Source organism: Sporichthya polymorpha DSM 43042 (assembly GCF_000384115.1).
In the GTDB taxonomy this organism is placed as follows: Bacteria; Actinomycetota; Actinomycetes; order Sporichthyales; family Sporichthyaceae; genus Sporichthya; species Sporichthya polymorpha.
This window is the reverse complement of the sequence record NZ_KB913029.1, coordinates 2,862,479-2,885,035: the sequence shown is the minus strand read 5'-3', so window position 1 is coordinate 2,885,035 and position 22,557 is coordinate 2,862,479. Positions and strand designations below refer to the sequence as shown.

The window sequence follows — 22,557 nt, the reverse complement described above, 5'->3', positions numbered from 1 at the left end:
GACGACAGCGGGGGCTACAGCCAGCCGGAGTCCCTCACGATGCGGATGGCGTCGATGCGGTTGCGGGCGCCGAGCTTGCCGATGATCTTCGACAGGTAGTTCCGGACGGTGCCGTCGGAGAGGCAGAGCCGGGCGGCGATCTCGCGGACGGACTCCCCCTGGGCGGCGCGGCGGAGGACCTCGAGCTCGCGCTGGGTCAGGGTGTGGGTGTCGGTCTCGAGGGCCGCGATCGCGAGCTTCGGGTCGACGACGCGCTCGCCGCCGGCGACGCGGCGGATGCTCTCCGCGAGCCAGGAGGCGGGGGCGTCCTTGTCGACCAGACCCTGGGCGTGGGCCTCGAGAGCGCGGCGCAGGGTGCCGGGCGTGACGCTGCTGGTGAGCACGAGGACCTTGCAGCGGGGCGCGGCTTCGTGAAGCTTGCGCGAGAGCGCGAACCCGTCGCGGCCGGCGGCGTCGACGTCGACGATCGCGACGTCGGCGCGGGTCCGGGTGACGGCGGCGACGGCGTCGCCGTCGGAGCGGACGGCGGCCACGACCTGGATGTCACGCTCGAACGAGAGCAGTGCGACGAGAGCGCCGCCGTAGAGCGCGAGGCTCTCGGCGAGCACCACGCGGATGACGCCCTGCCGGCGGAGCGCCTCGGCGCGGGCGGCGTTGGCCTCGGCGGCGGAGACCGTGGCGGCCGCGGGCTGGGGCACCACGGCGTACCCGGTGGCGACCTGGGCGCGGGCCGGTACCGAGGCCTGCATCGGAGCACGCATCTGTGCCCCCTCGGACTGGGTCCGGTAGCTCATCGAATCCAACGCTCTTCAGTCCCCCCGTGGCCCACGGAACCAGCGAGCAAGCAGGTCGTTCTTTCGCTTCGAAGATCACGGTACTGAGGCTGGTGTTACTGCAGTTCTGCTTTGCAAATTCCGGCTTCTTCTTTGTGTGGGATCACCCGAATGGGGGAACGCCCCCGGACGTGCCGGAGCGGATTTCCCCGAACTTTCCGGGCAAATCCGCTCTTATCACCTCGACGTGCGCCGCCCCCTGACGCAGCGTCAGACCCTAGCGGTCGGGGCGTTGGTCAAGACGTAGGTACGTCCGTCCGAGTGTCGGAGGGGACGGCTGCCCCGTCCGCCTCGACGGGCGGTAGTTGGCCGACGGGGATTCGCACCGTGAAGACCGTATTGCCCGGAACGCTCTGCACCGAGACGGTGCCGTGGTGCGCGGCCACGACGGCGGCCACGATCGCCAGCCCGAGCCCGGTGCTCCCGGCCGCGCGGGACCGTGACGAGTCGCCCCGGGCGAACCGTTCGAAGACCTCCGGCAGCAGCTCGGGCGCAATGCCCGGGCCGTTGTCGCTGACGGCGACGACCGCCTGCTGCGCCGGCCCCGTCCCCTCGACGCGGAGGCTGACGGTCACCTCGGTCTGCGGCGGGGTGTGGGCGCGCGCGTTGCCGAGCAGGTTCGTGACGACCTGGGTGAGCCGGGCGTTCTCGCCGATGACGGTGACCGGCTCCTCGGGGACGTCCAGCCGCCACACGTGGGTCGGTCCGGCCGCGTGGGCGTCGCCGATGGCGCCGATCAGCAACTGCGTCAGGTCGACGGGCTCGCGGACCAGCGGCCGCCCGGAGTCCAGGCTGGCGAGCAGCAACAGGTCCTCGACGAGCCCGGTCATGCGCACGGCCTGCGACTCGACCCGGCTCATGGCGTGCGCGACGTCCTCGGGCACCGGCTCCTGGCTCCGCCGGCTCAGCTCGGCGTAGCCGCGGATCGCGGCGAGCGGTGTCCGCAGCTCGTGGCTCGCGTCGGCGACGAAGCGCCGCACCCGCGTCTCGCTCGCCTGACGGGCATTCAGCGCAGCGCCGACGTGGCCGAGCATGTTGTTGATGGCCGCGCCGACCTGGCCGACCTCGGTGCGCGGATCGGTGTCCTCCTCGGGGACCCGAACCGCGAGCGCGACCTCACCACGGTCGAGCGGCATCGTCGCAACCTGCGTCGCCGTCGCGGCCACCCGGCGCAACGGACGCAGCGTCAGACGAACGATGGCGGCGCCGGCCGCGGCCGCGAGCGCCAGCCCGGCGAGGGTGACCGCGGTGATGATCGCGGCCAGCCGGAACACCGTGTCGCTCACGTTCGCCATCGGCAGGCCGGTGACGGCGATCGTCCCGTCCGACACCCACTCCGCGCGGACGCGGTACTTCCCGAGGTCGCCGCCGAGGTCGCGCGTGTGCGCGCCGGTCTCGGGCTCGACGGTGAGCAGCACCGACGGGTTGCCGGCGACCTGCCCGGTCTCGCCGCTGGTGGTCAGCACCCGCGGGACCGTCACGAGCTGCCCGTTGCGGACGCGCGCGATCACCGTCCCTTCGATCTGACCCGGGCCGAACAGGCCGAACTGGGCGTTGATCGGAGACTCGATCGAGCGCGTGGTGCGGTCGGCGGCGGCGTCGAGCCGCTCGTCGAGCTGGTCGATGAGGTAGCTGCGCAGCGCGACCACGCTGACCACGCCGATGACGAGGCTGACGACGGACAGCAGCGCCAGGAGCACCGCGATCAGCCGGGTGCGCAGGCTCCACCCGCGCGGGCCCCAGGTGAGCCAGGCGCGGTGCAACCGTGTCATCGACCGGTCACTGCTCGGCCGGCTTGAGGACGTACCCGGCCCCGCGCAGCGTGTGGATCATGGGCGCCCGGCCCGCGTCGATCTTCTTGCGCAGGTAGGAGATGTACAGCTCGACGACGTTCGCCTGTCCGCCGAAGTCGTAGTTCCAGACCCGGTCGAGGATCTGCGCCTTCGACAGCACCCGGCGCGGGTTGCGCATCAGGTAGCGCAGCAGTTCGTACTCGGTGGCGGTCAGATTGATCTCCTCGCCACCGCGACGGACCTCGTGGCTGTCCTCGTCGAGCGTGAGGTCGCCGACCACCAGGAGCGCCTCGTTGCGGGCGTCGGCCGCGCGCGTCCGGCGGATCAGCCCCCGCAGCCGCGCGACGACCTCCTCCAGGCTGAACGGCTTGGTGACGTAGTCGTCGCCGCCCGCGGTCAGGCCCGCGATGCGGTCCTCGACGGCGTCGCGCGCGGTCAGGAACAGCACCGGGATGTCCGGGGTGTCCGCGCGCAGCCGGCGCAGCAGCTCCAGGCCGTCGACGTCGGGCAGCATCACATCGAGCACGACCGCGTCGGGCCGGAACTCGCGGGCGGCCTTCATCGCCGTCGCCCCGTCCCCCGCCGTCCGAATCTCCCAGCCCTCGTAGCGCAGCGCCATCGAGAGCAGATCGGTCAGGCTCGGCTCGTCGTCGACGACGAGCACGCGGACCGGCGACCCGTCCGCACGCCGGAGCTGAGGGCGGGAGTCCGTGCTGCTGTCGGAGGTCGGCATGATCATCATTCTGCCCATCGCTCTGTTCCGAGTCTGTGGCATTTCTGTGCCGCTCCTGTGGAACCCGCCACCCCCGGCGCCGAGCTCATCTGCGCAGCCCAGCCACGCACAAGGTCGCTCCAAGTTTCGTCGCGACTCTGGAGGCATGCCGGGTCCACGCCTGGATCCACACCTCGACCACACCGTCCCGTCCCCCTTCCTGGAGTCCTGATGAAGATCCCGACCACCCTGACCGTCGGCCTCGCCGCGGTCGCCCTCGTCGCCGGCGGCGGCGCCGCCATCGCGGCCGGCCAGCCGAGCACCGACACCGACGCGACCGGCTCGCCGAGCCCCGGCGCCAGTGCCAGTGCCAGCGCCGAGGCCACGGCCACGCCCGGCCAGCGCGCCCACGGTTTCGGCGGGCTGCTGCACAGCGAGTCCGTCGTCTCCGACGGCAAGGGCGGCTTCCTCACGCGCCTGACCCAGATCGGCACGATCGAATCCGTCGACGCCGACCGCCTCACCGTCGTCAGCGAGGACGGCTACCGGCGCTCCTGGACCCGGAGCTCCGACACCGCCGTCGGCGGCGCGGGCTGGAGCGTGACGAAGAACGACGACGGCACCTGGACCGTTCGGAAGGACACCGCCGACCTCGCGACCGGCGACGAGGTGATGGTGGCCGGGACCCTCGCGAAGGGCAGCGACACCGCCGCGGCCGACCGGATCACGACCGTGCCCACGGCGGCCGAGATCCCCGGGACGATCCTGAAGCGTCTCGACGGCGACCTCGGCGGCGACCTCGGTGGCCGCCCCGGCGGGCGGCTCGAGCTGCGCGACCGGCTGAAGCAGCGGTTCGAGGGCGGACCCGGTCCGGAGCTGCGTCGCTTCGAGCTCCGGATGCCGGACCGCGCGGACGCCGTTCCGGCGCAACCGAGCCTGTCCACTTCGCCCGCTTCGTTCACGTAGGCCCCGATTCCGCGCTTAGCATGCGCGCATGCGGACTCACCTCGCGCTCCGGCGCGGCCTGGCCCTCACGCTCTGCCTCGCCGCGGCCGGCGCGGGTCTCGCAACCCCGGCGGCCGCGGCCGCCCGGGCCACCGCGCCGGCGGACGCCGTGGTGCTCTCGATCTTCGGCGAGCCCGGCGACCCGATCACCGGCGGCACCCCGCACGTGTGGCGGTCCGGCGCGGACTCGGTGCGGGTCACGTGGTCCGGCGACGGACTGCGGATCACCACGCAGAACCCGGGGGGCGAGCGGTTCGTCTTCGACCTGATCCCGCCGGCCGGCGAGCCGATGACGGTGGGCACGCACCACGACCCGACGGCGAGGCCGACGCCCGGGCGCGCGGTGCTGAACGTGACCGGCGGGGACCGCTCCTGCACCGCAGGGCAGTCCGGGCGCTTCGAGGTCCTCGACTTCGCCGCGGAGACGGACCGGTTCTGGGCGCTGTTCGAGCAGCGCTGCGCCGGCGCCGGCGGCTCCTACTTCGGGGAGATCCGCATCAACGCCCGGCCGACCCGGGGGCCCCTGATCGCGCCCTCCCGGTTGCAGTTCCCGGCGCGGGCGTTCGGGTCCGGCGCTCTCAGCGTGCCGATCACGGTGGTCAACACCGCGACGGAGCCGCTGGCGTTCGGCACTCCGATGATCGAGGGTCGGCCGGCGAAGTCCACCGCCTCCCGCCTCGGCGACGACGACATCGGCATCGCCGGGACGGTCAGCTTCGCGGTGCGTGAGAGCACCTGCGCGGCCGTCCCCGCCGGGGAGTCGTGCACGGTGTGGGTGACCTACTCACCGCTGTTCCCCGGGCCGGTCGAGGCCTACCTGGTGCTCCCGGACCCGAACACCGGGGAGCGGTACCGGTCCTCCCTCGCGGGCTTCGTCGACTGAGCGCCCTCAGGCCCCGCGGCTGAAGTCGGCGTCGGCGAGGGCCTGCTTGCGGGCCCGCTTCGGCAGCCGGTCGACGTAGACGGTGCCCTCGAGGTGGTCGCACTCGTGCTGGAGGCAGCGCGCGACCAGGCCGGTGCCGGAGATCTCGATCGGCTCCCAGTTCGCGTCGAAGCCGGTGACGCGGGCCTCGCTGACCCGGGCCAGCACCGCCGTCGCCCCGGGCACCGACAGGCAGCCCTCGGTGCGCTCGACCAGCTCGCGGTGGCCGTCGGGCAGGTGCAGCACCGGGTTGATCACGGTGCCGACGACGCTGTGCCCGGTCGGGCGGCCCTCGTCGTCCTGCTCCGGGCAGTCGATGACGAAGATCCGCAGGCCGACGCCGATCTGGTTGGCGGCCAGGCCGACACCCTCGGCGGCGTACATGCTGGCGAACATGTCGGCGATCAGCTGGTCGAGGTCGGGGGTGTCCCGGGTGACCTCGGCGCACGGCCGGTGGAGCACGTCCTCGCCGTAGTAGGTGATGGGTCGGACCTGGCCGACCGGCCCGCCTGCAGTCTCCGCCGTCATGCCCGCGATGTTATTCGGCGGCAGTTGGCAAGATGGGGTCATGGCAGGGATCACCAGACTCGGGTCCGGCGTCGTCGGCATGGCCGGCCGCACCGCGATACCGCCGCAGCCCGTCGACCGTGTGCTGCGCCTCGGCGGGGTGCGCCTGCCGATGCTCTCGCCGGGACGGCTGTACGTCTGCGGGATCACCCCCTACGACGTCACCCACCTCGGTCACGCGGCCACGTTCGTCTGGGCCGACGTCTGCGCGACCGTGATGGGCCTGACCGGGGTCGACGTCGAGGTCTGCCGCAACGTCACCGACGTCGACGACGTCCTCACCGCCGCCGCGGCGACGCGGGGCCGGAACTACGACGAGTTCGCGCTCTCCCAGCAGTTCCTGTTCGAGCAGGACATGAACGCCCTGCGCGTCGCGAAGCCGACGTTCGACCCGCGCGCCCGCCACCACGTCGCGCACGTGATCGCGCTGGCCGCGGCCCTGCTGCACAACAAGAAGGCCTACCACCGCGAGGGCTTCGTGTACTTCCGCGGGGCGCACGTGCCGGAGGAGTTCGGCATCGACCGCGACCAGGCGGTCACGCTGTTCCGCGAGTTCGGCAACGACCCGGACGCCCCGCTCAAGGACGACCCGTTCGACGTCGCCGTCTGGCGACCCTCCGACGAGAACCACCCCGCGTGGCCGAGCCCGTGGGGCTGGGGCCGACCGGGCTGGCACGCCGAGTGCGCCGCGATGGCGCACGCCCACCTGGGCCCGGGCTTCGACGTCCTCGCCGGCGGCGCCGACCTCGTGTTCCCGCACCACGCCTACCAGATCGCGATCGGGGAGGCCGCCTCCCGCATCGGCCACCTCGCGCGGGGCCGTCTCGCCGTCGGGACGGTCAACATCCACGGCGAGAAGATGGCCAAGTCGACCGGCAACCTCGTCCTGGTCGCGGACCTGCTGACGAAGTACCGCGCGGCCGGCATCCGGCTGTACCTGCTCGACCGGCCGTGGGCGAACCCGTGGGAGTTCTCGCACGACGACCTCGCCGCTGCCGACGCCCGGCTCGACCAGCTCTACTCCGCCGCCGGGAAGCCCGGCGGCAACGGCGCGGCCGGTGAGGCGGCGGTCGCCGCGCTGCTCGACGACCTCGACGTCCCCACGGCGCTGAACATCGCCGAGGAGACGGGCGGCGAGACCGCGCGTCAGGTGCTGCGGACCCTGCGCCTCGACGGCGGCGACAGCTAGTCAATCACCGACCGGGCCCGGGACTCAGGCCGGCCCGATCCGGACGCAGCACATCGGCGGCTCCGGGTCGAGCCGCGGCGCGAGGCGGTCGGAAGCCTCAAGCCCGTCGGCGAGCCCGGTGAGCAGGTCGAGGTTCATGCCGCAGATCAACAGGGTGTGACGTTCCATCAGACGATGGAACGGGCAGTTGGCGAGCGCGATCTCGCCCCGGTGCTCGCGGGGTTCGAAGCCCAACTCCCGCAGCGCGGACATCGCCGCGTCGCGCAGCGCGCGCCCCGACGGGCGGCGTGGCAGCTCGGCCCGCGCCGCGGTTCCCACCTCACTGCCCTTCTCCCGGGCGACGCGGGTCAGCGCCTCCCGGACCGGGCATCCCGTCTCGGCGGCCTCGTGAACGGCGTCGGCGAGGATCTCGCCGGCCAACTCGTACTGCCGCTCGGGCACCGAGACCGTGAGCTCGGAACGTGCGCGGCGGTACAGCTTCGCCGGCCGTCCCGCCCCCGGACCGGCCTTGCCCGGCGGACGCTCGTAGCGCACCTCCAGCAGACCGACCTCGGTCAGCTTGTCGAGGTGGAAGGCCGCGACCGACCGCGGCACCGACAGCCGCTCGGCGGCCTCGTCCCGGCCGACCCAGGTGTCGAGCTCGGCGATCAGCGCATAGAGGTCGCGGCGCAGCGGCTGGTCCAGCGCCGCGACGCCGGCGATCTGGGCGTCGCGCGCCGACGAGGTCATGGCCCCACTCTAAAACGAACTCCAGTTGTCGCAAGGAAACCGTTGACCGGCTCCCGGGCCGCCTTCTATCGTCAAAACAAGACACTTTTAGAAGGTGACCCCGATGACCGTGCCCCTCTACGCCGTTCGCGGCGGCCCGACCGTGGACGTGGACGCCGCCGAGCGGGCCGTCGCCGATCTGCTGCGCGCCCTGGGTCAGGACCCGACGTCCGAGCACACCCGCGACACCCCGCGCCGGGTCGCCGCGGCCTACGCCGAACTCCTGACGCCCCGCTCGTTCAACCCCACGACGTTCCCCAACGACGAGGGCTACGACGAGCTCGTCCTCGCCCGCGACATCCCGGTCCACTCCCTCTGCCAGCACCACCTGCTGCCGTTCCTGGGCCGCGCCCACGTGGCCTACCTGCCCGGCGAACGGATCCTCGGGCTCTCCAAGCTCGCCCGGGTCGTCGAGCTGTTCGCCCGCGACCTCCAGGTGCAGGAACGGCTCACCCAGCAGGTCGCCGACTGGCTCGCCGAGCACCTCCGCCCGAAGGGCGTGGCCGTGGTGATCGAGGCCGAGCACCTGTGCATGTCACTCCGCGGCGTCCAGGCCCGTGGCTCCACCACCGTGACCTCCGCCCTCCACGGGCTCCTCCGCGACCAACCCAGCTCACGGGCCGAGTTCTTCGCGCTCGCCGGCATCCGCCCCTGACCGAAGGAGACCGCCATGTCCATCCGGAAGACCCTCGTCGTCGTCGGTGCCGGACTGGCCGGTGCGAAGGCCGCCGAGGGCGCGCGCGAGTACGGGTTCGACGGGCGGATCGTGCTCGTCGGCGAGGAGGCCCGGCACCCCTACGAGCGGCCGTCGCTGTCGAAGCAGGGACTGCGCGGCGAGGAGGACGTCCCCCACTACGTCCACGAGGACCGCTACTACGCCGAGCACGACATCGAGCTCGTCACCTGGAAGCGGGCGGTCTCGCTGGACGTGGCGGCGCACCGGATCCACCTCGACGGCGACGCCCCGCTCGACTACGACGCCGCCGTCCTGGCGACCGGCGCCACGCCGCGCGTTCTCAGCGTCCCCGGGCACGACCTCGAGGGCGTGCACCGGTTGCGCACCGTCGAGGACGCCGTTGCCCTCGGCGAGGCCGTGCGCGGTGCCGTCCGCGACGGGCGGCGCGTGGCCGTCGTCGGCGCCGGCTGGATCGGCACCGAGGTGGCCGCCTCGGCCCGCCAGCTGGGCGCCGAGGTCGTGCTGATCGATCCCCTCGACGTGCCGCTCCAGCGCGTCCTCGGACCGACCGTCGGCACGGTCTTCCGGGACCTGCACGCCGACCACGGCGTCGAGCTCCGCCTGGGGACCGGTGTCGCCGCGGTGCGCGGCGCCGGCCGGGTCGAGGCCGTCGAGCTGACGGACGGCCGGGTCGAGCCTGCGGACGTCGTCGTCGTGGGCATCGGCGTCCGGCCGCGGCTCGAGCTGGCGGCCGACGCCGGCCTGGCCCTCGACGACGGCATCGCGGTCGACGCCCACCTGCGGACCTCGGCCCCGGACGTCTACGCCGCCGGTGACGTCGCCGCGGCCGAGCACCCGCGCCTGCGCCGCCGTGTCCGCGTGGAGCACTGGGCCAACGCGCTGAACCAGGGCCGAACCGCCGGTCGCAACGCCGCGGGCGCCCAGGAGGTCTACGACCGGCTGCCGTACTTCTTCTCCGACCAGTTCGACCTCGGTCTGGAGTACGTCGGCCTCGGCGACCCCACCGACGACGTCGTGCTCTCCGGCGACGTCGCGGCGCGGAAGTTCGTCGCGCTCTGGGTCCGGGCCGGCCGGGTCAGCGCCGCGATGGCCGTGAACACCTGGGACCTGATCGAGGGACTGAAGGAGACCATCGGTCTAAAAGCGGACGACGTTGACGTAACAGCCCTGCGGACCTAGGGTCCGCACCATCTGGCGTTTTCGAAACTGGGCCTCCCCAGCCCCGTGCATTAGCGTCAGGCCGACATTCCTCGTGATGCGCTGGTCCCGGCGCGGCATCGGAGGTTCTACGACGCATGCACCTGTCGCTGCTCGACACGGTCCTGATCGCGGGGTTCGTCAACGCCGGCCTGTACGGCTTCCTGCCGATCTCGATCATCCTGAGCTACCGGATCTCGCGCACGATCGCGTTCGTGCACGGCGGGATCGCCGCGGCCGCCGCGCTCTGCTACTGGCTGCTGTGCTTCCGCTCCCCCGAGTTCCTGCCGGGTGAGGACGTCGTCCCGAACTTCATCGTCCAGTTCGGGTCGGACGCCGACGGCGCGCACCGGTACGGCAGCCGCCCCGAACTCGACCCGTTCGTGGCGCTGCTGCTCGTCATCGTGATGGGCGCGGCGATCGGCGCCGCCTACGGCTGGATCGTCATGTCGCGCCGCATCGCGAGCCTGAACATCATGACGCTGACGATCGTCTCGCTCGGCGGGATGATGGCGCTGATCGGCTTCTTCCAGTACCTCAACGTCCAGCCGGACTCGCTCCCGGACAGCCCCTTCGGCACCCACACCTACGTCTTCCACGACGTCCCGCTGACACGGCACCGGCTGGTGACGCTCGCCATCGTCGCGGTGCTCTCGATGATCCTGGGCGTCCTGCTCACGCGCACCCACACCGGCCTGGTGATCCGGGCGCTCGCGGACGACCAGGAGGCGGGGGTCTGGTGCGGGGTCAAGCTGCGCGCGGTCGGCACGCTGGTCTACGCCGGCTCCGGCGCCCTCGCCGCCCTGGCCGGCGTGCTGATCGCCGTGACCGCCGGGCCGAACCCGGCCGAGATGCTCCTGCTCTTCCTCAACGGCCTGGCCATCGCCGCGGTCGGCGGCATGCGCTCGATCCCCCTGGCCTTCCTCGGCGCGCTGGTGTTCTCGTTCCTGGAGACCGCACTGATCATCGGGGTCTTCGGCACGGTCGACCGGGCCGTCCAGACCCTGGTGCTCTACGGCTCGCTGCTCGCGATCATCGTCGCGGTCGCCCGGTTCCGACGAGAGAACGTCTTCCTCCTGGAGAGGCAGTCCCTGTGAGCGCGCGGGCCGTACTGACGGTGCATCAGTTGGTGGCCGGCTACTCCGGCCAGGCCGTGCTCCACCGGGTCGACATGGAGGTCCGGGGCGGCGAGGTGATCAGCCTGCTCGGCGCGAACGGTGCCGGGAAGTCGACGTTGCTCAAGACCGTCATGGGCACCGTGCCGGTGATCGCCGGTTCGATTCGATTGGGCGAGCAGGACATCACCCGGTGGCCGGCCCACCAGCGCGTCGCGGCCGGGATCGGCTTCTCCCCCGAGGGCCGACGAATCTTCGCCAACCTGACCGTCGAGGAGAACCTCCTGATCGGCGCGACCTCGATGCGCAAGGCGCACCGCCGCGACCAGATGTTCTACGCCGCCGAGTTGTTCCCGATCCTGGGAGAGCGCATCGGCCAGCGGGCAGGCACGCTCTCCGGCGGTGAGCAGCAGATGCTCGCGGTGGCGCGGGCGATGATGACCAAGCCGCAACTGCTGCTCGTCGAGGAACCGTCGCAGGGCCTGGCCCCGATGGTCGTCGACCGCATCTACGAGACGCTGCGCGGCATCGCGGCCGACTCGGGCGTCGCCGTTCTGATCGCGGAACAGTTCCAGCAGGTCCGCGAGGAGTTCAGCGACCGGATCCTCGTCATCGACAAGGGGCAGATCGTGCCGGATGAGGAACTCGCGACCGTCATCACCGGGGAGGCCTCGGCATGAGCCGCGTCCCCCACCTGAACCGCCCGGACGTCCGACGCACCACGTCCCGCCCCGTCCTCACGGCCATGTCCGCCCCCGGCTCGCTGGTGGCGCTCGCGGTGGTGGTCCTCTACGCCGTCACCGCACCGTCCTACAAGGTCTTCACCGTCGCCGGCGCCGTGCCGATCGCACTGACCGGTCTCGGTCTGCTCGTCCTCATCGGCTGGGCCCGTGAGATCTCGCTGGCCACCGCGGGGATCTACGGGTCGGCGATCTACCTGATGGGGTATCTGACCCGGAATCCCGACGACGGCCCCGGCGCCAACGGCCTCGGCGGCGTCGACGGCGGGGACCTGCCCTGGGTGATCGCGGCCGTCGCCGTGATCGCGGGCGGCGCGCTGGCGCTCGCGCTCGTCGCGCTCTCGTCCGCGCGGCTGCCCGGCATCTACCTCGTGGTCCTGACGCTCGGCCTGCAGATCATCATCGAGCGCACGATCTACACCTACGGCGACCTGGCCGGCGGTCTGTCCGGCGGCGACATCCGCGGCAACATCCTGACGATCGAACGACCCGGGTTCTTCGGCCTCGACATCCAGGGCGACACGGCCTTCTACTTCTTCGCCTGGGGCTGGCTCGCGCTCGCCCTCGTGCTTCTGGTGCGGCTGCGCCGCTCGCCCATGGGCCTGGCCTTCCATCTCGTGGGGGCCGACCGCCAGGCCGCGGCCGCCGTCGGCATCAGCCCGCTGAAGTTCCGCGTGCTCGCCTTCGCCGTCTCCGGCGCACTGGCGGGTGCCGGCGGCATCGTGGCCGCCTGGCACCTGGAGTCACCGCCGCCGTTCCCGAACCTGCTCTCGCCGTACTCCCTGGTGCTGCTGGCGATCCCGGTGCTGGCCGGACTGGACTCGATCGCGTTCGTCGTCCTGGTCGCGGTGTCCTTCCAGCTGACCCCGGTCGAGCTCGAGGAACTGCGGATCAGCCCGTTTCTCCTCGCCGCGGTCGGTCTGCTCGCCGGGGCCGTCTTCGGCTCCCGCGGGATGGGTGGCCGGGCCGCCGACGCCTACCGCTACCTCCTCCACGGCGGCCGGCGCACGCGCACCGCCCGGGAGCGCCTGGACGCCGCGATCCTGCGCGGGTCCGAGGGTCTCGGCGCCGAGGGCGACGAGGCCCCGATCGGCATGCTGACCCCGGACGAGCGCGCCGCCGCCCTGGCCGTGCTCGAAGCCTGGCTGCCCCCGCGGCCGGAGATCGCGAACGCGGCCGAGGCCCACGACGTCGTCGTCAGTTTCGGGGCGGTGCACGCCCTCGACGGGGCGACGATCCGGATCCCCAACGAGTCGATGGTCGGCCTGCTCGGCCCGAACGGCGCCGGCAAGTCGACGCTGTTCGACGTGATCTCCGGGGTGCGCCGGCCGGACCAGGGGACGGTGTCGCTGTTCGGGACCGACGTCTCGACCCTGCCGGCCTGGGACCGCGCCAAGCTCGGGGTCGCCCGGACGTTCCAGACCACGCGGGTGATGCCCGACCTCTCCGTCGGCGACAACCTGCTGGCCGGGGCGTACCAGCGCATCGGGATCAACCCCCTGCGGTTCCTCGCGGGCGACCCCCGCGCCGCGGCCCGGCTCCGCGAGGCCGAGGACGCCGCGTGGGCGGCCGCACGCCTGCTCGACATCGACCGCTACTGGAACGAGCGCTGCGGGACGCTGGAGTTCTCCGCCCGGCGGCGCGCGGAGATCGGGCGCTGTCTGCTCTCCGGGCCGCGCCTGCTGCTGCTCGACGAACCGGCGGCCGGCCTGGACCCGGCCTCCAGCGTCGCGCTGTTCAGCCTGCTCAAGCGACTGCACGCCGACCTCGGCCTGACGGTGCTCCTGGTCGAGCACTACGTGAAGGCCGTCCTCGACTCCTGCGACCTGGTCTACGTCCTCGCCGAGGGCCGGATCCTCGCCGAGGGCACGCCGGCCGAGGTCGCGGCCGACCCCGAGGTGCAGGCCCGCTACCTCGGCACCCGGATGCGGTACGTGCCGAAGATCGTCGCCGCGACCGACGCGGCGGCCGCGGCCGCGCGGCCCGAGGACCTCGCGGAGGCGAGCGAGGTCAGTCCGTGAACGCCTCGGTGCCCGGCACCAGGCGCAGACCCTGAATACCGGAGTGCTGCTGGGCGTAGGCCAGCGCCTTCGCCAGGTTGACCACGCCGTTGCTCGCCGGGTGCGGGACGAAGATCAGGCTGGACGCGACGCCGAGCGCCCGGCCGCTCTCGTCGAGCACGCCGCTGCCCGAGTCGCCCGGGATCACCGGGGTGAGGAAGTAGACCAGGTAGGTCCAGTCGTCGTCGGAGCGCTCGACGATCACCCCGCGCTTCGGCGCGAGCAGCCCGATGCCCTGCCGGATGGGCGCGTTGCCGTAGGCGTAGGCGAAGTCGCCGGTGCTCTCCGACCCCGAGCTCAGACCGACCGGGCCGCCGAACCACGGCACGGACGGGTTGAGGACGCGCACCGCGTCCGCGGGCAGCCGCACCAGCGCGAAGTCGTTCGCCCGGCAGGTGACGTGGTCGGACTCCGCGACCCGCTGCATCGTGTTCCACGAGCTGTACGCGAGGACCCCGGTGACGTCCGCCCCGGCCACCCGAACCTCGGTCCCGAGCGGGAGCACCGGGTCGACGCACCCGTTGAAGTTGTCGGGCTCGCCGCGGCTCGCGCAGTGGGCGGCCTGGCCGAGGTAGTAGCGCCCCGCCGCGTCGGTGAAGACGAAGTTCGCGGTGCAGCCCTTGCCGTCGGTCACCAGCACGACGCCGGGGTGGACGGTCGCCGAGCGGATCGGCGCGAAGTCCGGCGGTCCGGCCGGCGGTCCGGCTGACCCGGCCGCCCGCGCCGGCACCGGGACGGCCGCGGCCACGCCGAGGGCCAGCGCGGCGGCCGTGACGGCACGCCGCACCCGGGCGGTACGGCGGAACTGGGGCACGCGCACTCCTCGGGGCTCATCTGGACAACGCCGCGATCGCCCCTTTCGTTACGTGCGCGCCCGGCGGGGGGCGCTGAGGCCTTTGTCACGCACGCGAGAAAAGTAAAACCTTGGGACTAGTGTTACTGGCGTGATTCGAGAGGTATGTCCGGCTTTGCCCCGTCCCGCCGAGCGCGGAGCGGCCGAAATCGCCCCGATCCGTAATCACGGCATCACCCGGCGTGTCGATTCCGGCCCGACACGCCCAAACCCTGTACAACCCGCGCAGCGCCCCTCCAAGCTGACCAATCTGCGAGATTTGGTGACGAGTTGTTGGGGATTGGAAGGGGAATTCCGGGTGATCACGGCACAGAACGGTGCGTGGTCTGGTAGCCCGTTTACCTGGCCCGGGGACGCGCTCGCCCTCCCCACGGTCCCGGAGCGGCCCTGATGGCCAGTTCCGTGCTCTCCCGCCGCCGCTCCGCAGCGTCATCGGTCCGCCGGACCGAGGGTCACGGGCGGTCACGATCCCGGCGCGCCCGGCACCGCGGGGCCTGGTCCCGCTCCGGCTACGGCGCGGTCGCGGTCCTCGTCCTCGTCACCGCCGCCTGCGCCTCCGCGCTGACCTCGTTCTACCTGCTGACGCTGGTCAACTACTGACCTGAGTCGCCCGGCTCCGTGGTCGGCGCCGTGGTCGGCTCCGGGCTCGGGACCGGCGTGGCGGTCGGTGCCGGCGTCGGGACCGGGGTCGCCGGCGGCGGGGCCGCGGGCGCCGGGGCGGAACGCTTGGCCGCGGCCGGCGTCGGGGTCGGGGTCGGCGTGGCCGGCGGGGTCAGGGTGGGCGTCGGAGTCGGGGTCGGGCTGGGGCTCGGGGTCGGCGTCGGGATCGGCGCGAGGGCGCTGTTCCACCACGAGTGCCGCAGGCCCATCCGCGAGGCGAAGCTGGTCCCGGCGACGAGCACGGTGCGGGTCGAGCCGATCAGCCGGACCTGCACCACGCGGCCGCCCCACTCCCCCCGGCCGTCGCGCTTGGTCACGCGCATCGCCCGGAGCTTGCCGATCTCGGGGTACGCGCTCGAGATCGAGGACGCCTTCAGCGTCGCCTTCCACGAGCTCGCGGTGTTGGCGACGACGCCGTCCCACGGGTCGGGCTTCGCGATCAGGTACGGCTTGTCGCCCGGGGTGGAGAACCCGCCGTTGGACGCGGAGAACTCGGTGAGCGCGGGCGCGTCGTTGTAGGTCAGGTAGCGGCCGGCCGTCGCCTTGATCGCCGCGTTGGTGCTCTTGTACTCCCAGTTGCGGGTGACGGTTCCCTTGCCGTTGGCGGTCCGCGCTCCGTGGTAGACCTGGCACATCGTCGTGTCGCAGATGTCCGCGAAGCCGAGGGGCACGTACCGCTTCCGCCACAGCGCATAGGTCCGCGCCGCCACCGACTGCGCCTCCAGCGCCGCCGGCGCCCAGCTCGGGTACGACTCGCTGGGGACGACCGAGCGCAGGTAGTCGCGCATCTTGACCTGGTTGACGACTCGCACGGTGCCGCCGGAGGACATCGCGACGAGCTGGCCGCGGTAGTCGCGCTGCTCGGCGGAGTTCAGGACCAGGCGGATCACGTTCGAGGACGTCGGCCCGACGAAGCGGACCGGGCCGGGGTGCTGGCCCTTGCCGGAGAACGTCAGCGTCCGCCACGTGCCGCCCGCGAGCCCGCGGACGCGCAGCTTGCCGCCCTTGACGCGCTCGACCCGCCAGAGCGTGACGGTCTTGCCGTTCAGCTTCGTGGGCGCCGTCCTCCACGTCGAACCGACCCGAACCCGCAGGCCCTTGCGCGGCCGGACCTCGAGGTTGCCGTTGCGGTCGTCGGTGACGTGGACCTTGATGGCCGAGGTGTCGGAGATCGTGGCCGGGGTGGTCCCCGGGTAGTAGAAGGCGAGAATCTCGGGGTGGCCGATGCCCAGCGTGGCGGCCCCCTGCGCGCCCCATTGGGACATGCCGCGGCCGTGGCCATAGCCCTTGCCCACGAGCTCGAAGACGCCGTTCACCGGCCGAATCTCCGGCTCCTGGGCCCCCTCGGCCCCGGCCAGCAGCGCCGGCGGCACCACCAGTCCGAGGCCCAGCACCACTGCCGCCGCCGTGCGGACGCGTCGCATGTCCCCGCTCCTTGTCCGCTCGACGTCTACCGGTCCGGTCCGGACCCCGATCTCGTCCCGACCCGGGCGCCCGGCCTCCCCTGCCGAATGCGAGCGCCCCCCAGATCTCGAATGTAACAGGAGTGACGTGAGTGACAAGCGAGGTTGATGATTTCGAAATTCAGCATCCTCCCCGGTATCGGTACCCCTCGCCGGGAACTGAACCCGCCGTCGGCGCGACCGGTCAGGGGGAACCGTTGCGCCCGACGGACGTCCCCGAACTGCCCCCGCACCACGACAGGACCCCGATGAACCGCATTCCGGCCGCTGCGGCGGCCCTGCTGCTGACCCTGACCCTCACCGCCTGCGGCGGTGACGACGACTCCGCCGACCACTCCGCTCACGCTGCTCGGACCGCGGGCGGCCACAACATGGCCGACATGAACGGCACAAGCATGGACATGAGCAAGGTCGGTGACGGCACGGCCGCGTCCCTGGGCGGGTACCGGCTCGCCGGTGTGAAGACTCCGACCGAGCCCGGCCGGTCCGGAAAGCTCACCTTCACGATCGAGGGTCCGAACGGTGTCCAGAAGGACTACACCCGGCAGCAGACCAAGCTCATGCACACGTACCTGGTCCGGGAAGATCTGACGAACTATCAGCACATCCACCCGTCGCTGGACGCGAAGAGCGGCGAGTGGAGCATCGACATCACCGTCCCCGAGCCCGGCCCGTACCACCTCGTGACGGAGTTCCAGGCGCTGACGCCCGACGGCGAGTTCGACGACCGCATCCTCGGCACCAAGTTCACCGTGAAGGGGAAGTACCAGCCCGCCACCACCGCCCCGGCCACCCTGAGCACGGCGAGCGTCGACGGCTACGAGCTTCAGATCAACGGGCAGCCCAAGGTGAACGGCGACAAGCTGATGCTCTCGATCACCAAGGACGGCGAGGGCGTGTCGGCGCTGCAGCCGTACCTCGCGTCGTTCGCCCACATCACCGGGTTCCGCGAGGGCGACCTGTCCGCGGTCCACGTCCACCCGGAGGAGACCCCGAACCCCGACGACGCGAACGTCACCGGCGGGCCGGAGCTGACCCTCGCACCGATGTTCACCAAGCCCGGGCGCTACCGGATGTTCATCCAGTTCCAGACCGACGACAAGGTGCACCTCGTGCCGATGGACCTCGAGGTCGCGGCCTGACCGGGCTGACCTGACTGACCTGACTGGGCGTCAGGCCAGCCCGTCGATCTCGGACGTGGCGGCGGTCCGGCGCAGGCCGCGGTAGGCCTGCACCGGGCTGCGGCCGAGGTGCAGCACGCCGTGCACCTCCTGGCAGATCGGGACCGGGACGCCGTGCTCCTCGGCGAGCTCGACCACGACCGAGGAGGTCTTGATGCCCTCGGCAACCATGTTCATCTCGGCGACGATCTGCTCGGTCGTCATGCCGAGCGCAAGCTTCTCCCCCACCATGCGGTTTCGGCTGTAGGGGCTCACGCACGTGGCCATCAGATCACCGAGGCCGGTGAGGCCGGCGAAGGTGCGCGGGTCGCCGCCTAGCGCCTCGCCGAGCCGGGTCAGCTCGGCCAGCCCGCGGGTGATGACCATCGCCCGGGTGTTGTCCCCGACGCCGAGGCCCGTGCCCATGCCGGCGGCGATCGCGATGACGTTCTTCAACGCACCGCCGAGCTCGCAGCCCACGACGTCGGTGTTCGTGTACACGCGGAAGCGGGGGCTTGCGAACACCGTCTGCAGCGACGCGGCGACCTGCTCGTCCGGCAGCGCGATGACGGCGGCCGCGGCGTAACCGGCCATGATCTCCGCGGCGAGGTTCGGCCCGGCGAGCAGACCCGTCGGGTGGCCGGGCAGCAGCTCGTCGATGACCTGGGTCATCCGCAGGCGCGTGCCCTGCTCCAGGCCCTTGGTCAGGCTGATGATCGGGATCCAGGGCCTAACGAAGTCCGCGCAGTCGCTGAGCACCTGGCGCATGCCGTGCGAGGGGATGCCGGTGACGAGCACGTCCGCGTTGTAGACCGCCTCCTCCAGCGAGGTGGTCGCGCGCAGCCGCCGCGGGAGGGCGAACCCCGCGAGGTAGCGGCTGTTCTGGTGCTTCTCGCGAATCTCCTCGACCACCGCCGCGTCCCGGGCCCACAGGACCGTGTCGACGTTGCGGGCGGCGAGGGAGGCGACCGTGGTCCCCCACGAGCCGGCCCCGAGCACCGCGACCTTCACCTGACGCACGGCGCCCATCCTTGCACCGCCTGCGGTACATGTCCCGCAGGCTCCGGGCCCCGGTGCGGCACGTAACCTTCCGGCGCATGGGGGGCGACCGACGCGGCTGGCGTCGCCACGCGATCGACCTGAGCCCCCTGGAGCATCGCGACTACCGCCGGCTGTGGGCGGGCAACGCGATCGCGTTCGTCGGATTCCAGGTCACGGCGGTGGCCGTGCCGGTCGAGATCTACGACATCACCGGCTCGTCGTTCTGGGTCGGGATGATGGGCGCGGTCGGCCTCGTGCCGCTGATCGTGTTCGGTCTGTGGGGCGGGGCCGTCGCGGACGCGCTCGACCGACGGCGGGTGCTGCTCGTCGGCTCGGTGACGATGTGGCTGACGACGCTGGGCCTGCTCGCGCACTCGCTGCTCGACGGCGACAGCGTCACCGTCCTGCTCGCCCTGGTCGCGCTGCAGTCGGCGGCGTTCGCGGTGGTCGGGTCGACGCGCGGCGCGATCATCCCCCGCGTCGTGCCGCCCGAGCAGATCGCGGCCGCCAACACCCTCGGCTTCACGACCAGCAACGTGAGCATGATGGCCGGCCCGCTGCTGGCGGCGCTGATCATCACCCAGGTCTCGCTCTCGGCCGCGTACGCGCTCGACGCCGTGCTGTACCTGGCCGCGCTCTACGCCGCCGTGCGGCTGCCGAGCCTGCCGCCGTTGGGCGAGATCAGCGCGCCGGGGCTGCGGTCGGTGATCGACGGCCTCGCCTTCATCGCCACCCGGCCGGTGCTGCTGGTGTCGTTCGCCGTCGACATCGTCGCGATGGTCTTCGCCATGCCGCGCGCGTTGTTCCCCGCCCGCGCCGAGGAGCTCGGCGGCGACGCCGCGGTCGGTTGGTTGTTCGCGGCACTGGCGATCGGGGCGGTGGTCGCCGGCGCGACCTCGGGCTGGGTCGGGCGCGTGCAGCGGCAGGGCGTCGCGCTCGTCGTGGCGATCGTCGTGTGGGGCCTGGCGGTCGCGGGAGCGGGACTCGCGGGCAACCTCTGGCTGGCCGTTTTCCTGCTCGCCGTCGGCGGGGCCGCGGACCTCGTCTCGGCCGTGTACCGGCAGACGATGCTGCAGACCTACGCCCCCGACGAGATGCGCGGGCGGATGCAGGGCGTCTTCATCGTCGTCGTCGCCGGCGGCCCCCGCCTCGGCGACGTCCGGGCCGGCACCACGGCCGCCGCGGTCGGCGTCCAGGCCTCGTGGGTCGGCGGCGGGCTGCTCTGCGCGGCCGTCGTCCTGCTCGCGCTCGCCGTCCCGGTGTTCCGGCGCTACCGGGCACCCACCGCAACCGATCCGCGACCCTCCGACGATCCGACGTGACAGACCACCCGCTCGCTCGTTAACTCCCGGTACGGCCCTGCGTGGAAGGAACCGCCCCCATGACGCGTGTGTGGACTGCCGGCCTCGTGGTCGCCGCCCTGGTGCTAAGCCCGATGACCGGTGACGGCGGGGCTCAGGCGGCTAGCCCGGACACGGCCGCGGCCGCGGCCGCGCCGGGAATCCTCCCCGCGGCGGTGTCGCACTACGAGCCGTCGACGGAGAAGCTGCCGCTGGCCCCGGACACGGCCGAGACCGTCGCCCGGTGGCTCGGGACCCCCGCCGGGCAGGCGCAGGCGGTCCGGCCGGGGCAGACCACGGCCGGGAAGACCCCGCCGGTCGGCACCAAGCGGATGTGGCCGTCCGTCGACTTCGTCACCGGCCTGCAGTACATGAAGGAGTTCACCCTCCGCGGGGTCGGCGACGCCATCGAGGTCTGGATCGCGTCGGGCTCCGACGGGGTGTCGACGGGCATCGAGCCGCGACCGGGCGACTGCCGCGCGAAGCTGCCGGGCTACACGACGATCACCGACGAGCAGGTCCGGTACCTGATCCGCGAGTACGACCAGAACATCCTCCCGCGGGAGTCCGAGGCCTTCAGCGTCGCGCCGGACCGCGACGGGTCGCAAGCCCAGCAGGACCTGACGACGACGGGCATGGACTTCTCCGGCGACGGCAACAAGGTCGTGACGCTGATCGACAACATCCGGGACGCGTCGTTCTACAACTGGCCCAAGGACCGGTCCGGCGTCGCGGGGTTCTTCAACCCGGCCGCGAACGAGCTGACCGACCGCAACATCATGACGATCGATGCGGAGGACTGGGCCCACAGCCTCGGCCCGAACCCGCCGCACCAGCCGAGCGAGGACCCCTGCCGGAACCGCGACGGCAGCCCGTACTTCTACGAGTCCGTCTTCGCGCACGAGTACCAGCACCTGCTCATGTACTACATCGACGTCGACGAGGTCGACTGGGTCAACGAGGGCCTGTCGATGTACGCCGAGCACGTCACCGGCTACATGGACTCGCGCCTGAGCGTGAACGAGTTCGGTTACAACGCCTACGTCGCGTGCTTCCAGGGCTTCCGGACGCTGGTGACGAAGTACAACCCGGCCCCGGTCCCCTGCGGTGGGCCGGCGAACTCCCTGACGCGCTGGGGTGACCAGGGCACCGCGAAGGAACTGCTCGCCGACTACGGCAACGCCGAGGCGTTCCTGCTCTACCTCGCCGACCGCTTCGGTCCCGAGGTGCTCTCCGAGCTCCACCGCGAAAACGCCCGACGGGGCCTGAGCTCGCTGCGGAACGTCCTGAGCCGCCTGGAGAGCCAACCCAAGGTTCCCCAGCTCCTGCGCGACTACCAGCTGATGAACCTGCTCGACCGTCTGCTCGAGCAGAGGGGCATGCGCCTGTCGGGCGTGAACCGCAAGCTCGTCACGACTCCGAGCCTGCGGGCGGCGGTGAACCTGCTCAACCCGGCGGCGATGAGTGCCGTGGGCGCCGCGTCGAACGGGGCGGACTACGTGGCCCTGCGCGGCCTCGGCGTCGGCCCGCTCGACGGCGCGCAGCTGAAGTCGCTGAGCTTCGCCGGCGACCGGTCGCTGCCGCCGCTGCCGGTGCAGTGGACCGTCCAGAACTCCTACCCGCTGCCGGCGGTCTCGCTGCCGCCGGTGCCGAACGTCCCGTCCCTGCCGACGATCGCGGCCCCGCCGCTGCCGTCGACCCCGCTCGACAACCCGGTCTTGTTCTCCGGCAACACACCCGACACCGACGCGAGCATCGTCTTCCCGGCGAAGGTCCCCGCGGCCAACCCGCTGCTGACGTTCACCACCGTCTACAACCTCGAGCAGGACTACGACTTCGCATACGTCCTGATCTCCACCGACGGCGGGAAGACGTACTCGACGCTGGAGAACGCGTTCACCACCAAGAGCGAGTTCGGCTACGGGTTCACCGGCAGCGTCCCGGTCCCGACGCCCCAGGTGTTCGACCTGTCGGAGTACGCCGGGAAGGACGTTCTGCTCGGGTTCCGCTTCAAGTCGGATCCGCTGATCAACATGGGCGGCTGGGCCGTCGACGACATCGCCGTCGGCGGGCAGCTGATCAGCGACGGGTCCAGCACCGACCTGTTCCGGACGATGACCCAGATCTCCCCGATCCCGGTGAAGGACTGGTCGCTCCAGATCGTCGGCATCGACGAGGTCGGTCGCCGGATTCAGGTCTTCCGCTTCGCGGGCAAGCACTCGGTGACCCTGACGCCGGCTCAGCTCAAGGCCCTGCGCCGGTACCCCCTCCTCGTCGCCGTCGTTGGCTGGGACGACCCCACCGAGAAGGCCACCTTGGAGGCTCCGTACACCCTCCGCGTCAACGGCATCGGCCAGGCCGGCGGCCGCTGATCCCTGACCCGCCGCCCGCGCGCCGACCTGCACCCGGTGCGCAGTTGAGCACCGCCAAACCGCCCGGCAC

The 22,557-nt window shown here is 72.0% G+C and carries 20 protein-coding genes; 12 read left to right on the top strand and 8 right to left on the bottom strand.

Annotated elements, in window-relative coordinates; translation table 11 throughout:
* Positions 1 to 14: 14 nt before the first annotated feature.
* The 3 genes from SPOPO_RS0114130 to SPOPO_RS0114120 form a co-directional block, all read right to left on the bottom strand.
* On the bottom strand, positions 15 to 761 hold the full coding sequence (locus SPOPO_RS0114130) for a response regulator transcription factor (protein ID WP_019875487.1): 747 nt from the start codon (positions 759 to 761) through the stop codon (positions 15 to 17).
* Positions 762 to 1,069: 308 nt separating this feature from the next.
* The gene (locus SPOPO_RS29620; RefSeq protein WP_084671095.1) at positions 1,070 to 2,605 is read right to left on the bottom strand and encodes a sensor histidine kinase; all 1,536 of its coding nucleotides are present in this window, start codon (positions 2,603 to 2,605) and stop codon (positions 1,070 to 1,072) included.
* 7 nt (positions 2,606 to 2,612) lie between these two features.
* Positions 2,613 to 3,368, bottom strand: coding sequence for a response regulator transcription factor (locus SPOPO_RS0114120; protein WP_019875485.1), 756 nt, complete (start codon positions 3,366 to 3,368; stop codon positions 2,613 to 2,615).
* Positions 3,369 to 3,569: 201 nt separating this feature from the next.
* Here SPOPO_RS0114120 and SPOPO_RS29615 point away from each other — a divergent pair, with 201 nt between their 5' ends.
* Together SPOPO_RS29615 and SPOPO_RS0114110 are read left to right on the top strand one after the other, a co-directional pair.
* On the top strand, positions 3,570 to 4,304 hold the full coding sequence (locus SPOPO_RS29615; protein ID WP_019875484.1) for a hypothetical protein: 735 nt from the start codon (positions 3,570 to 3,572) through the stop codon (positions 4,302 to 4,304).
* A gap of 28 nt (positions 4,305 to 4,332) precedes the next feature.
* Positions 4,333 to 5,226 (top strand): hypothetical protein, encoded by an 894-nt coding sequence (locus tag SPOPO_RS0114110; protein WP_019875483.1) that lies wholly within the window; start codon positions 4,333 to 4,335, stop codon positions 5,224 to 5,226.
* A gap of 6 nt (positions 5,227 to 5,232) precedes the next feature.
* On the opposite strand, the gene def is transcribed toward SPOPO_RS0114110, so the two are convergent.
* The gene (gene def / locus SPOPO_RS0114105; RefSeq protein ID WP_019875482.1) at positions 5,233 to 5,793 is read right to left on the bottom strand and encodes a peptide deformylase; all 561 of its coding nucleotides are present in this window, start codon (positions 5,791 to 5,793) and stop codon (positions 5,233 to 5,235) included.
* A 40-nt stretch (positions 5,794 to 5,833) separates the two neighbouring features.
* Between def and SPOPO_RS0114100 the strand changes: the two genes are divergently transcribed.
* On the top strand, positions 5,834 to 7,021 hold the full coding sequence (locus tag SPOPO_RS0114100) for a cysteine--tRNA ligase (protein WP_019875481.1): 1,188 nt from the start codon (positions 5,834 to 5,836) through the stop codon (positions 7,019 to 7,021).
* Between the two features lie 24 nt (positions 7,022 to 7,045).
* Here SPOPO_RS0114100 and SPOPO_RS0114095 read toward each other — a convergent pair whose 3' ends face one another.
* Complete coding sequence (locus tag SPOPO_RS0114095) at positions 7,046 to 7,750, bottom strand: helix-turn-helix transcriptional regulator (RefSeq protein ID WP_019875480.1); 705 nt, start codon at positions 7,748 to 7,750, stop codon at positions 7,046 to 7,048.
* Between the two features lie 103 nt (positions 7,751 to 7,853).
* Between SPOPO_RS0114095 and folE the strand changes: the two genes are divergently transcribed.
* The 5 genes from folE to SPOPO_RS0114070 all read left to right on the top strand — a co-directional run bounded on the left by folE (position 7,854) and on the right by SPOPO_RS0114070 (position 13,559).
* On the top strand, positions 7,854 to 8,444 hold the full coding sequence (folE, locus tag SPOPO_RS0114090; RefSeq protein WP_019875478.1) for a GTP cyclohydrolase I FolE: 591 nt from the start codon (positions 7,854 to 7,856) through the stop codon (positions 8,442 to 8,444).
* 15 nt (positions 8,445 to 8,459) lie between these two features.
* The gene (locus SPOPO_RS0114085; RefSeq protein WP_019875477.1) at positions 8,460 to 9,665 is read left to right on the top strand and encodes an NAD(P)/FAD-dependent oxidoreductase; all 1,206 of its coding nucleotides are present in this window, start codon (positions 8,460 to 8,462) and stop codon (positions 9,663 to 9,665) included.
* A gap of 116 nt (positions 9,666 to 9,781) precedes the next feature.
* The gene (locus SPOPO_RS0114080) at positions 9,782 to 10,780 is read left to right on the top strand and encodes a branched-chain amino acid ABC transporter permease (protein WP_019875476.1); all 999 of its coding nucleotides are present in this window, start codon (positions 9,782 to 9,784) and stop codon (positions 10,778 to 10,780) included.
* Positions 10,777 to 11,478, top strand: a complete 702-nt coding sequence (locus tag SPOPO_RS0114075; protein ID WP_019875475.1) for an ABC transporter ATP-binding protein — start codon at positions 10,777 to 10,779, stop codon at positions 11,476 to 11,478. Before SPOPO_RS0114080 ends, SPOPO_RS0114075 begins: the two co-directional genes overlap by 4 nt.
* A complete protein-coding gene (locus SPOPO_RS0114070; RefSeq protein WP_019875474.1) occupies positions 11,475 to 13,559 on the top strand; it encodes an ABC transporter permease subunit in 2,085 nt (694 codons plus the stop codon). The genes SPOPO_RS0114075 and SPOPO_RS0114070 overlap by 4 nt, the downstream gene beginning before the upstream one ends.
* Here the strand turns inward: SPOPO_RS0114070 and SPOPO_RS0114065 are convergent.
* Positions 13,549 to 14,412 (bottom strand): trypsin-like peptidase domain-containing protein, encoded by an 864-nt coding sequence (locus SPOPO_RS0114065; RefSeq protein WP_019875473.1) that lies wholly within the window; start codon positions 14,410 to 14,412, stop codon positions 13,549 to 13,551. The two genes, SPOPO_RS0114070 and SPOPO_RS0114065, sit on opposite strands and share 11 nt — an antisense overlap.
* Before the next feature lie 429 nt (positions 14,413 to 14,841).
* Here SPOPO_RS0114065 and SPOPO_RS0114060 point away from each other — a divergent pair, with 429 nt between their 5' ends.
* Entirely contained in the window at positions 14,842 to 15,051 is a 210-nt protein-coding gene (locus SPOPO_RS0114060; RefSeq protein WP_019875472.1) for a hypothetical protein, read from the top strand.
* On the opposite strand, the gene SPOPO_RS0114055 is transcribed toward SPOPO_RS0114060, so the two are convergent.
* Complete coding sequence (locus SPOPO_RS0114055) at positions 15,045 to 16,535, bottom strand: SpoIID/LytB domain-containing protein (protein WP_019875471.1); 1,491 nt, start codon at positions 16,533 to 16,535, stop codon at positions 15,045 to 15,047. The two genes, SPOPO_RS0114060 and SPOPO_RS0114055, sit on opposite strands and share 7 nt — an antisense overlap.
* Before the next feature lie 287 nt (positions 16,536 to 16,822).
* Here SPOPO_RS0114055 and SPOPO_RS32865 point away from each other — a divergent pair, with 287 nt between their 5' ends.
* Positions 16,823 to 17,716: a hypothetical protein gene (locus SPOPO_RS32865; protein WP_019875470.1), complete on the top strand. Its 894-nt coding sequence runs from the start codon at positions 16,823 to 16,825 to the stop codon at positions 17,714 to 17,716.
* Positions 17,717 to 17,746: 30 nt separating this feature from the next.
* Here the strand turns inward: SPOPO_RS32865 and SPOPO_RS0114045 are convergent, their stop codons facing one another.
* Positions 17,747 to 18,763 (bottom strand): NAD(P)H-dependent glycerol-3-phosphate dehydrogenase, encoded by a 1,017-nt coding sequence (locus SPOPO_RS0114045; protein WP_033385045.1) that lies wholly within the window; start codon positions 18,761 to 18,763, stop codon positions 17,747 to 17,749.
* Between the two features lie 68 nt (positions 18,764 to 18,831).
* Between SPOPO_RS0114045 and SPOPO_RS0114040 the strand changes: the two genes are divergently transcribed.
* Positions 18,832 to 20,097: an MFS transporter gene (locus SPOPO_RS0114040; RefSeq protein ID WP_019875468.1), complete on the top strand. Its 1,266-nt coding sequence runs from the start codon at positions 18,832 to 18,834 to the stop codon at positions 20,095 to 20,097.
* Positions 20,098 to 20,156: 59 nt separating this feature from the next.
* Positions 20,157 to 22,487 (top strand): M6 family metallopeptidase, encoded by a 2,331-nt coding sequence (locus SPOPO_RS29605; protein WP_019875467.1) that lies wholly within the window; start codon positions 20,157 to 20,159, stop codon positions 22,485 to 22,487.
* Positions 22,488 to 22,557 lie beyond the last annotated feature (70 nt).

What these genes read in the sequence shown, in the direction of transcription:
- SPOPO_RS0114130 (WP_019875487.1), bottom strand. Translation starts at nt 761, where the DNA reads ATGCGTGCTCCGATGCAGGCCTCGGTACCGGCCCGCGCCCAGGTCGCC.
- SPOPO_RS29620 (WP_084671095.1), bottom strand. Translation starts at nt 2,605, where the DNA reads ATGACACGGTTGCACCGCGCCTGGCTCACCTGGGGCCCGCGCGGGTGG.
- SPOPO_RS0114120 (WP_019875485.1), bottom strand. Translation starts at nt 3,368, where the DNA reads ATGATGATCATGCCGACCTCCGACAGCAGCACGGACTCCCGCCCTCAG.
- SPOPO_RS29615 (WP_019875484.1), top strand. Translation starts at nt 3,570, where the DNA reads ATGAAGATCCCGACCACCCTGACCGTCGGCCTCGCCGCGGTCGCCCTC.
- SPOPO_RS0114110 (WP_019875483.1), top strand. Translation starts at nt 4,333, where the DNA reads ATGCGGACTCACCTCGCGCTCCGGCGCGGCCTGGCCCTCACGCTCTGC.
- def (WP_019875482.1), bottom strand. Translation starts at nt 5,793, where the DNA reads ATGACGGCGGAGACTGCAGGCGGGCCGGTCGGCCAGGTCCGACCCATC.
- SPOPO_RS0114100 (WP_019875481.1), top strand. Translation starts at nt 5,834, where the DNA reads ATGGCAGGGATCACCAGACTCGGGTCCGGCGTCGTCGGCATGGCCGGC.
- SPOPO_RS0114095 (WP_019875480.1), bottom strand. Translation starts at nt 7,750, where the DNA reads ATGACCTCGTCGGCGCGCGACGCCCAGATCGCCGGCGTCGCGGCGCTG.
- folE (WP_019875478.1), top strand. Translation starts at nt 7,854, where the DNA reads ATGACCGTGCCCCTCTACGCCGTTCGCGGCGGCCCGACCGTGGACGTG.
- SPOPO_RS0114085 (WP_019875477.1), top strand. Translation starts at nt 8,460, where the DNA reads ATGTCCATCCGGAAGACCCTCGTCGTCGTCGGTGCCGGACTGGCCGGT.
- SPOPO_RS0114080 (WP_019875476.1), top strand. Translation starts at nt 9,782, where the DNA reads ATGCACCTGTCGCTGCTCGACACGGTCCTGATCGCGGGGTTCGTCAAC.
- SPOPO_RS0114070 (WP_019875474.1), top strand. Translation starts at nt 11,475, where the DNA reads ATGAGCCGCGTCCCCCACCTGAACCGCCCGGACGTCCGACGCACCACG.
- SPOPO_RS0114060 (WP_019875472.1), top strand. Translation starts at nt 14,842, where the DNA reads ATGGCCAGTTCCGTGCTCTCCCGCCGCCGCTCCGCAGCGTCATCGGTC.
- SPOPO_RS0114055 (WP_019875471.1), bottom strand. Translation starts at nt 16,535, where the DNA reads ATGCGACGCGTCCGCACGGCGGCGGCAGTGGTGCTGGGCCTCGGACTG.
- SPOPO_RS32865 (WP_019875470.1), top strand. Translation starts at nt 16,823, where the DNA reads ATGAACCGCATTCCGGCCGCTGCGGCGGCCCTGCTGCTGACCCTGACC.
- SPOPO_RS0114045 (WP_033385045.1), bottom strand. Translation starts at nt 18,763, where the DNA reads ATGGGCGCCGTGCGTCAGGTGAAGGTCGCGGTGCTCGGGGCCGGCTCG.
- SPOPO_RS0114040 (WP_019875468.1), top strand. Translation starts at nt 18,832, where the DNA reads ATGGGGGGCGACCGACGCGGCTGGCGTCGCCACGCGATCGACCTGAGC.
- SPOPO_RS29605 (WP_019875467.1), top strand. Translation starts at nt 20,157, where the DNA reads ATGACGCGTGTGTGGACTGCCGGCCTCGTGGTCGCCGCCCTGGTGCTA.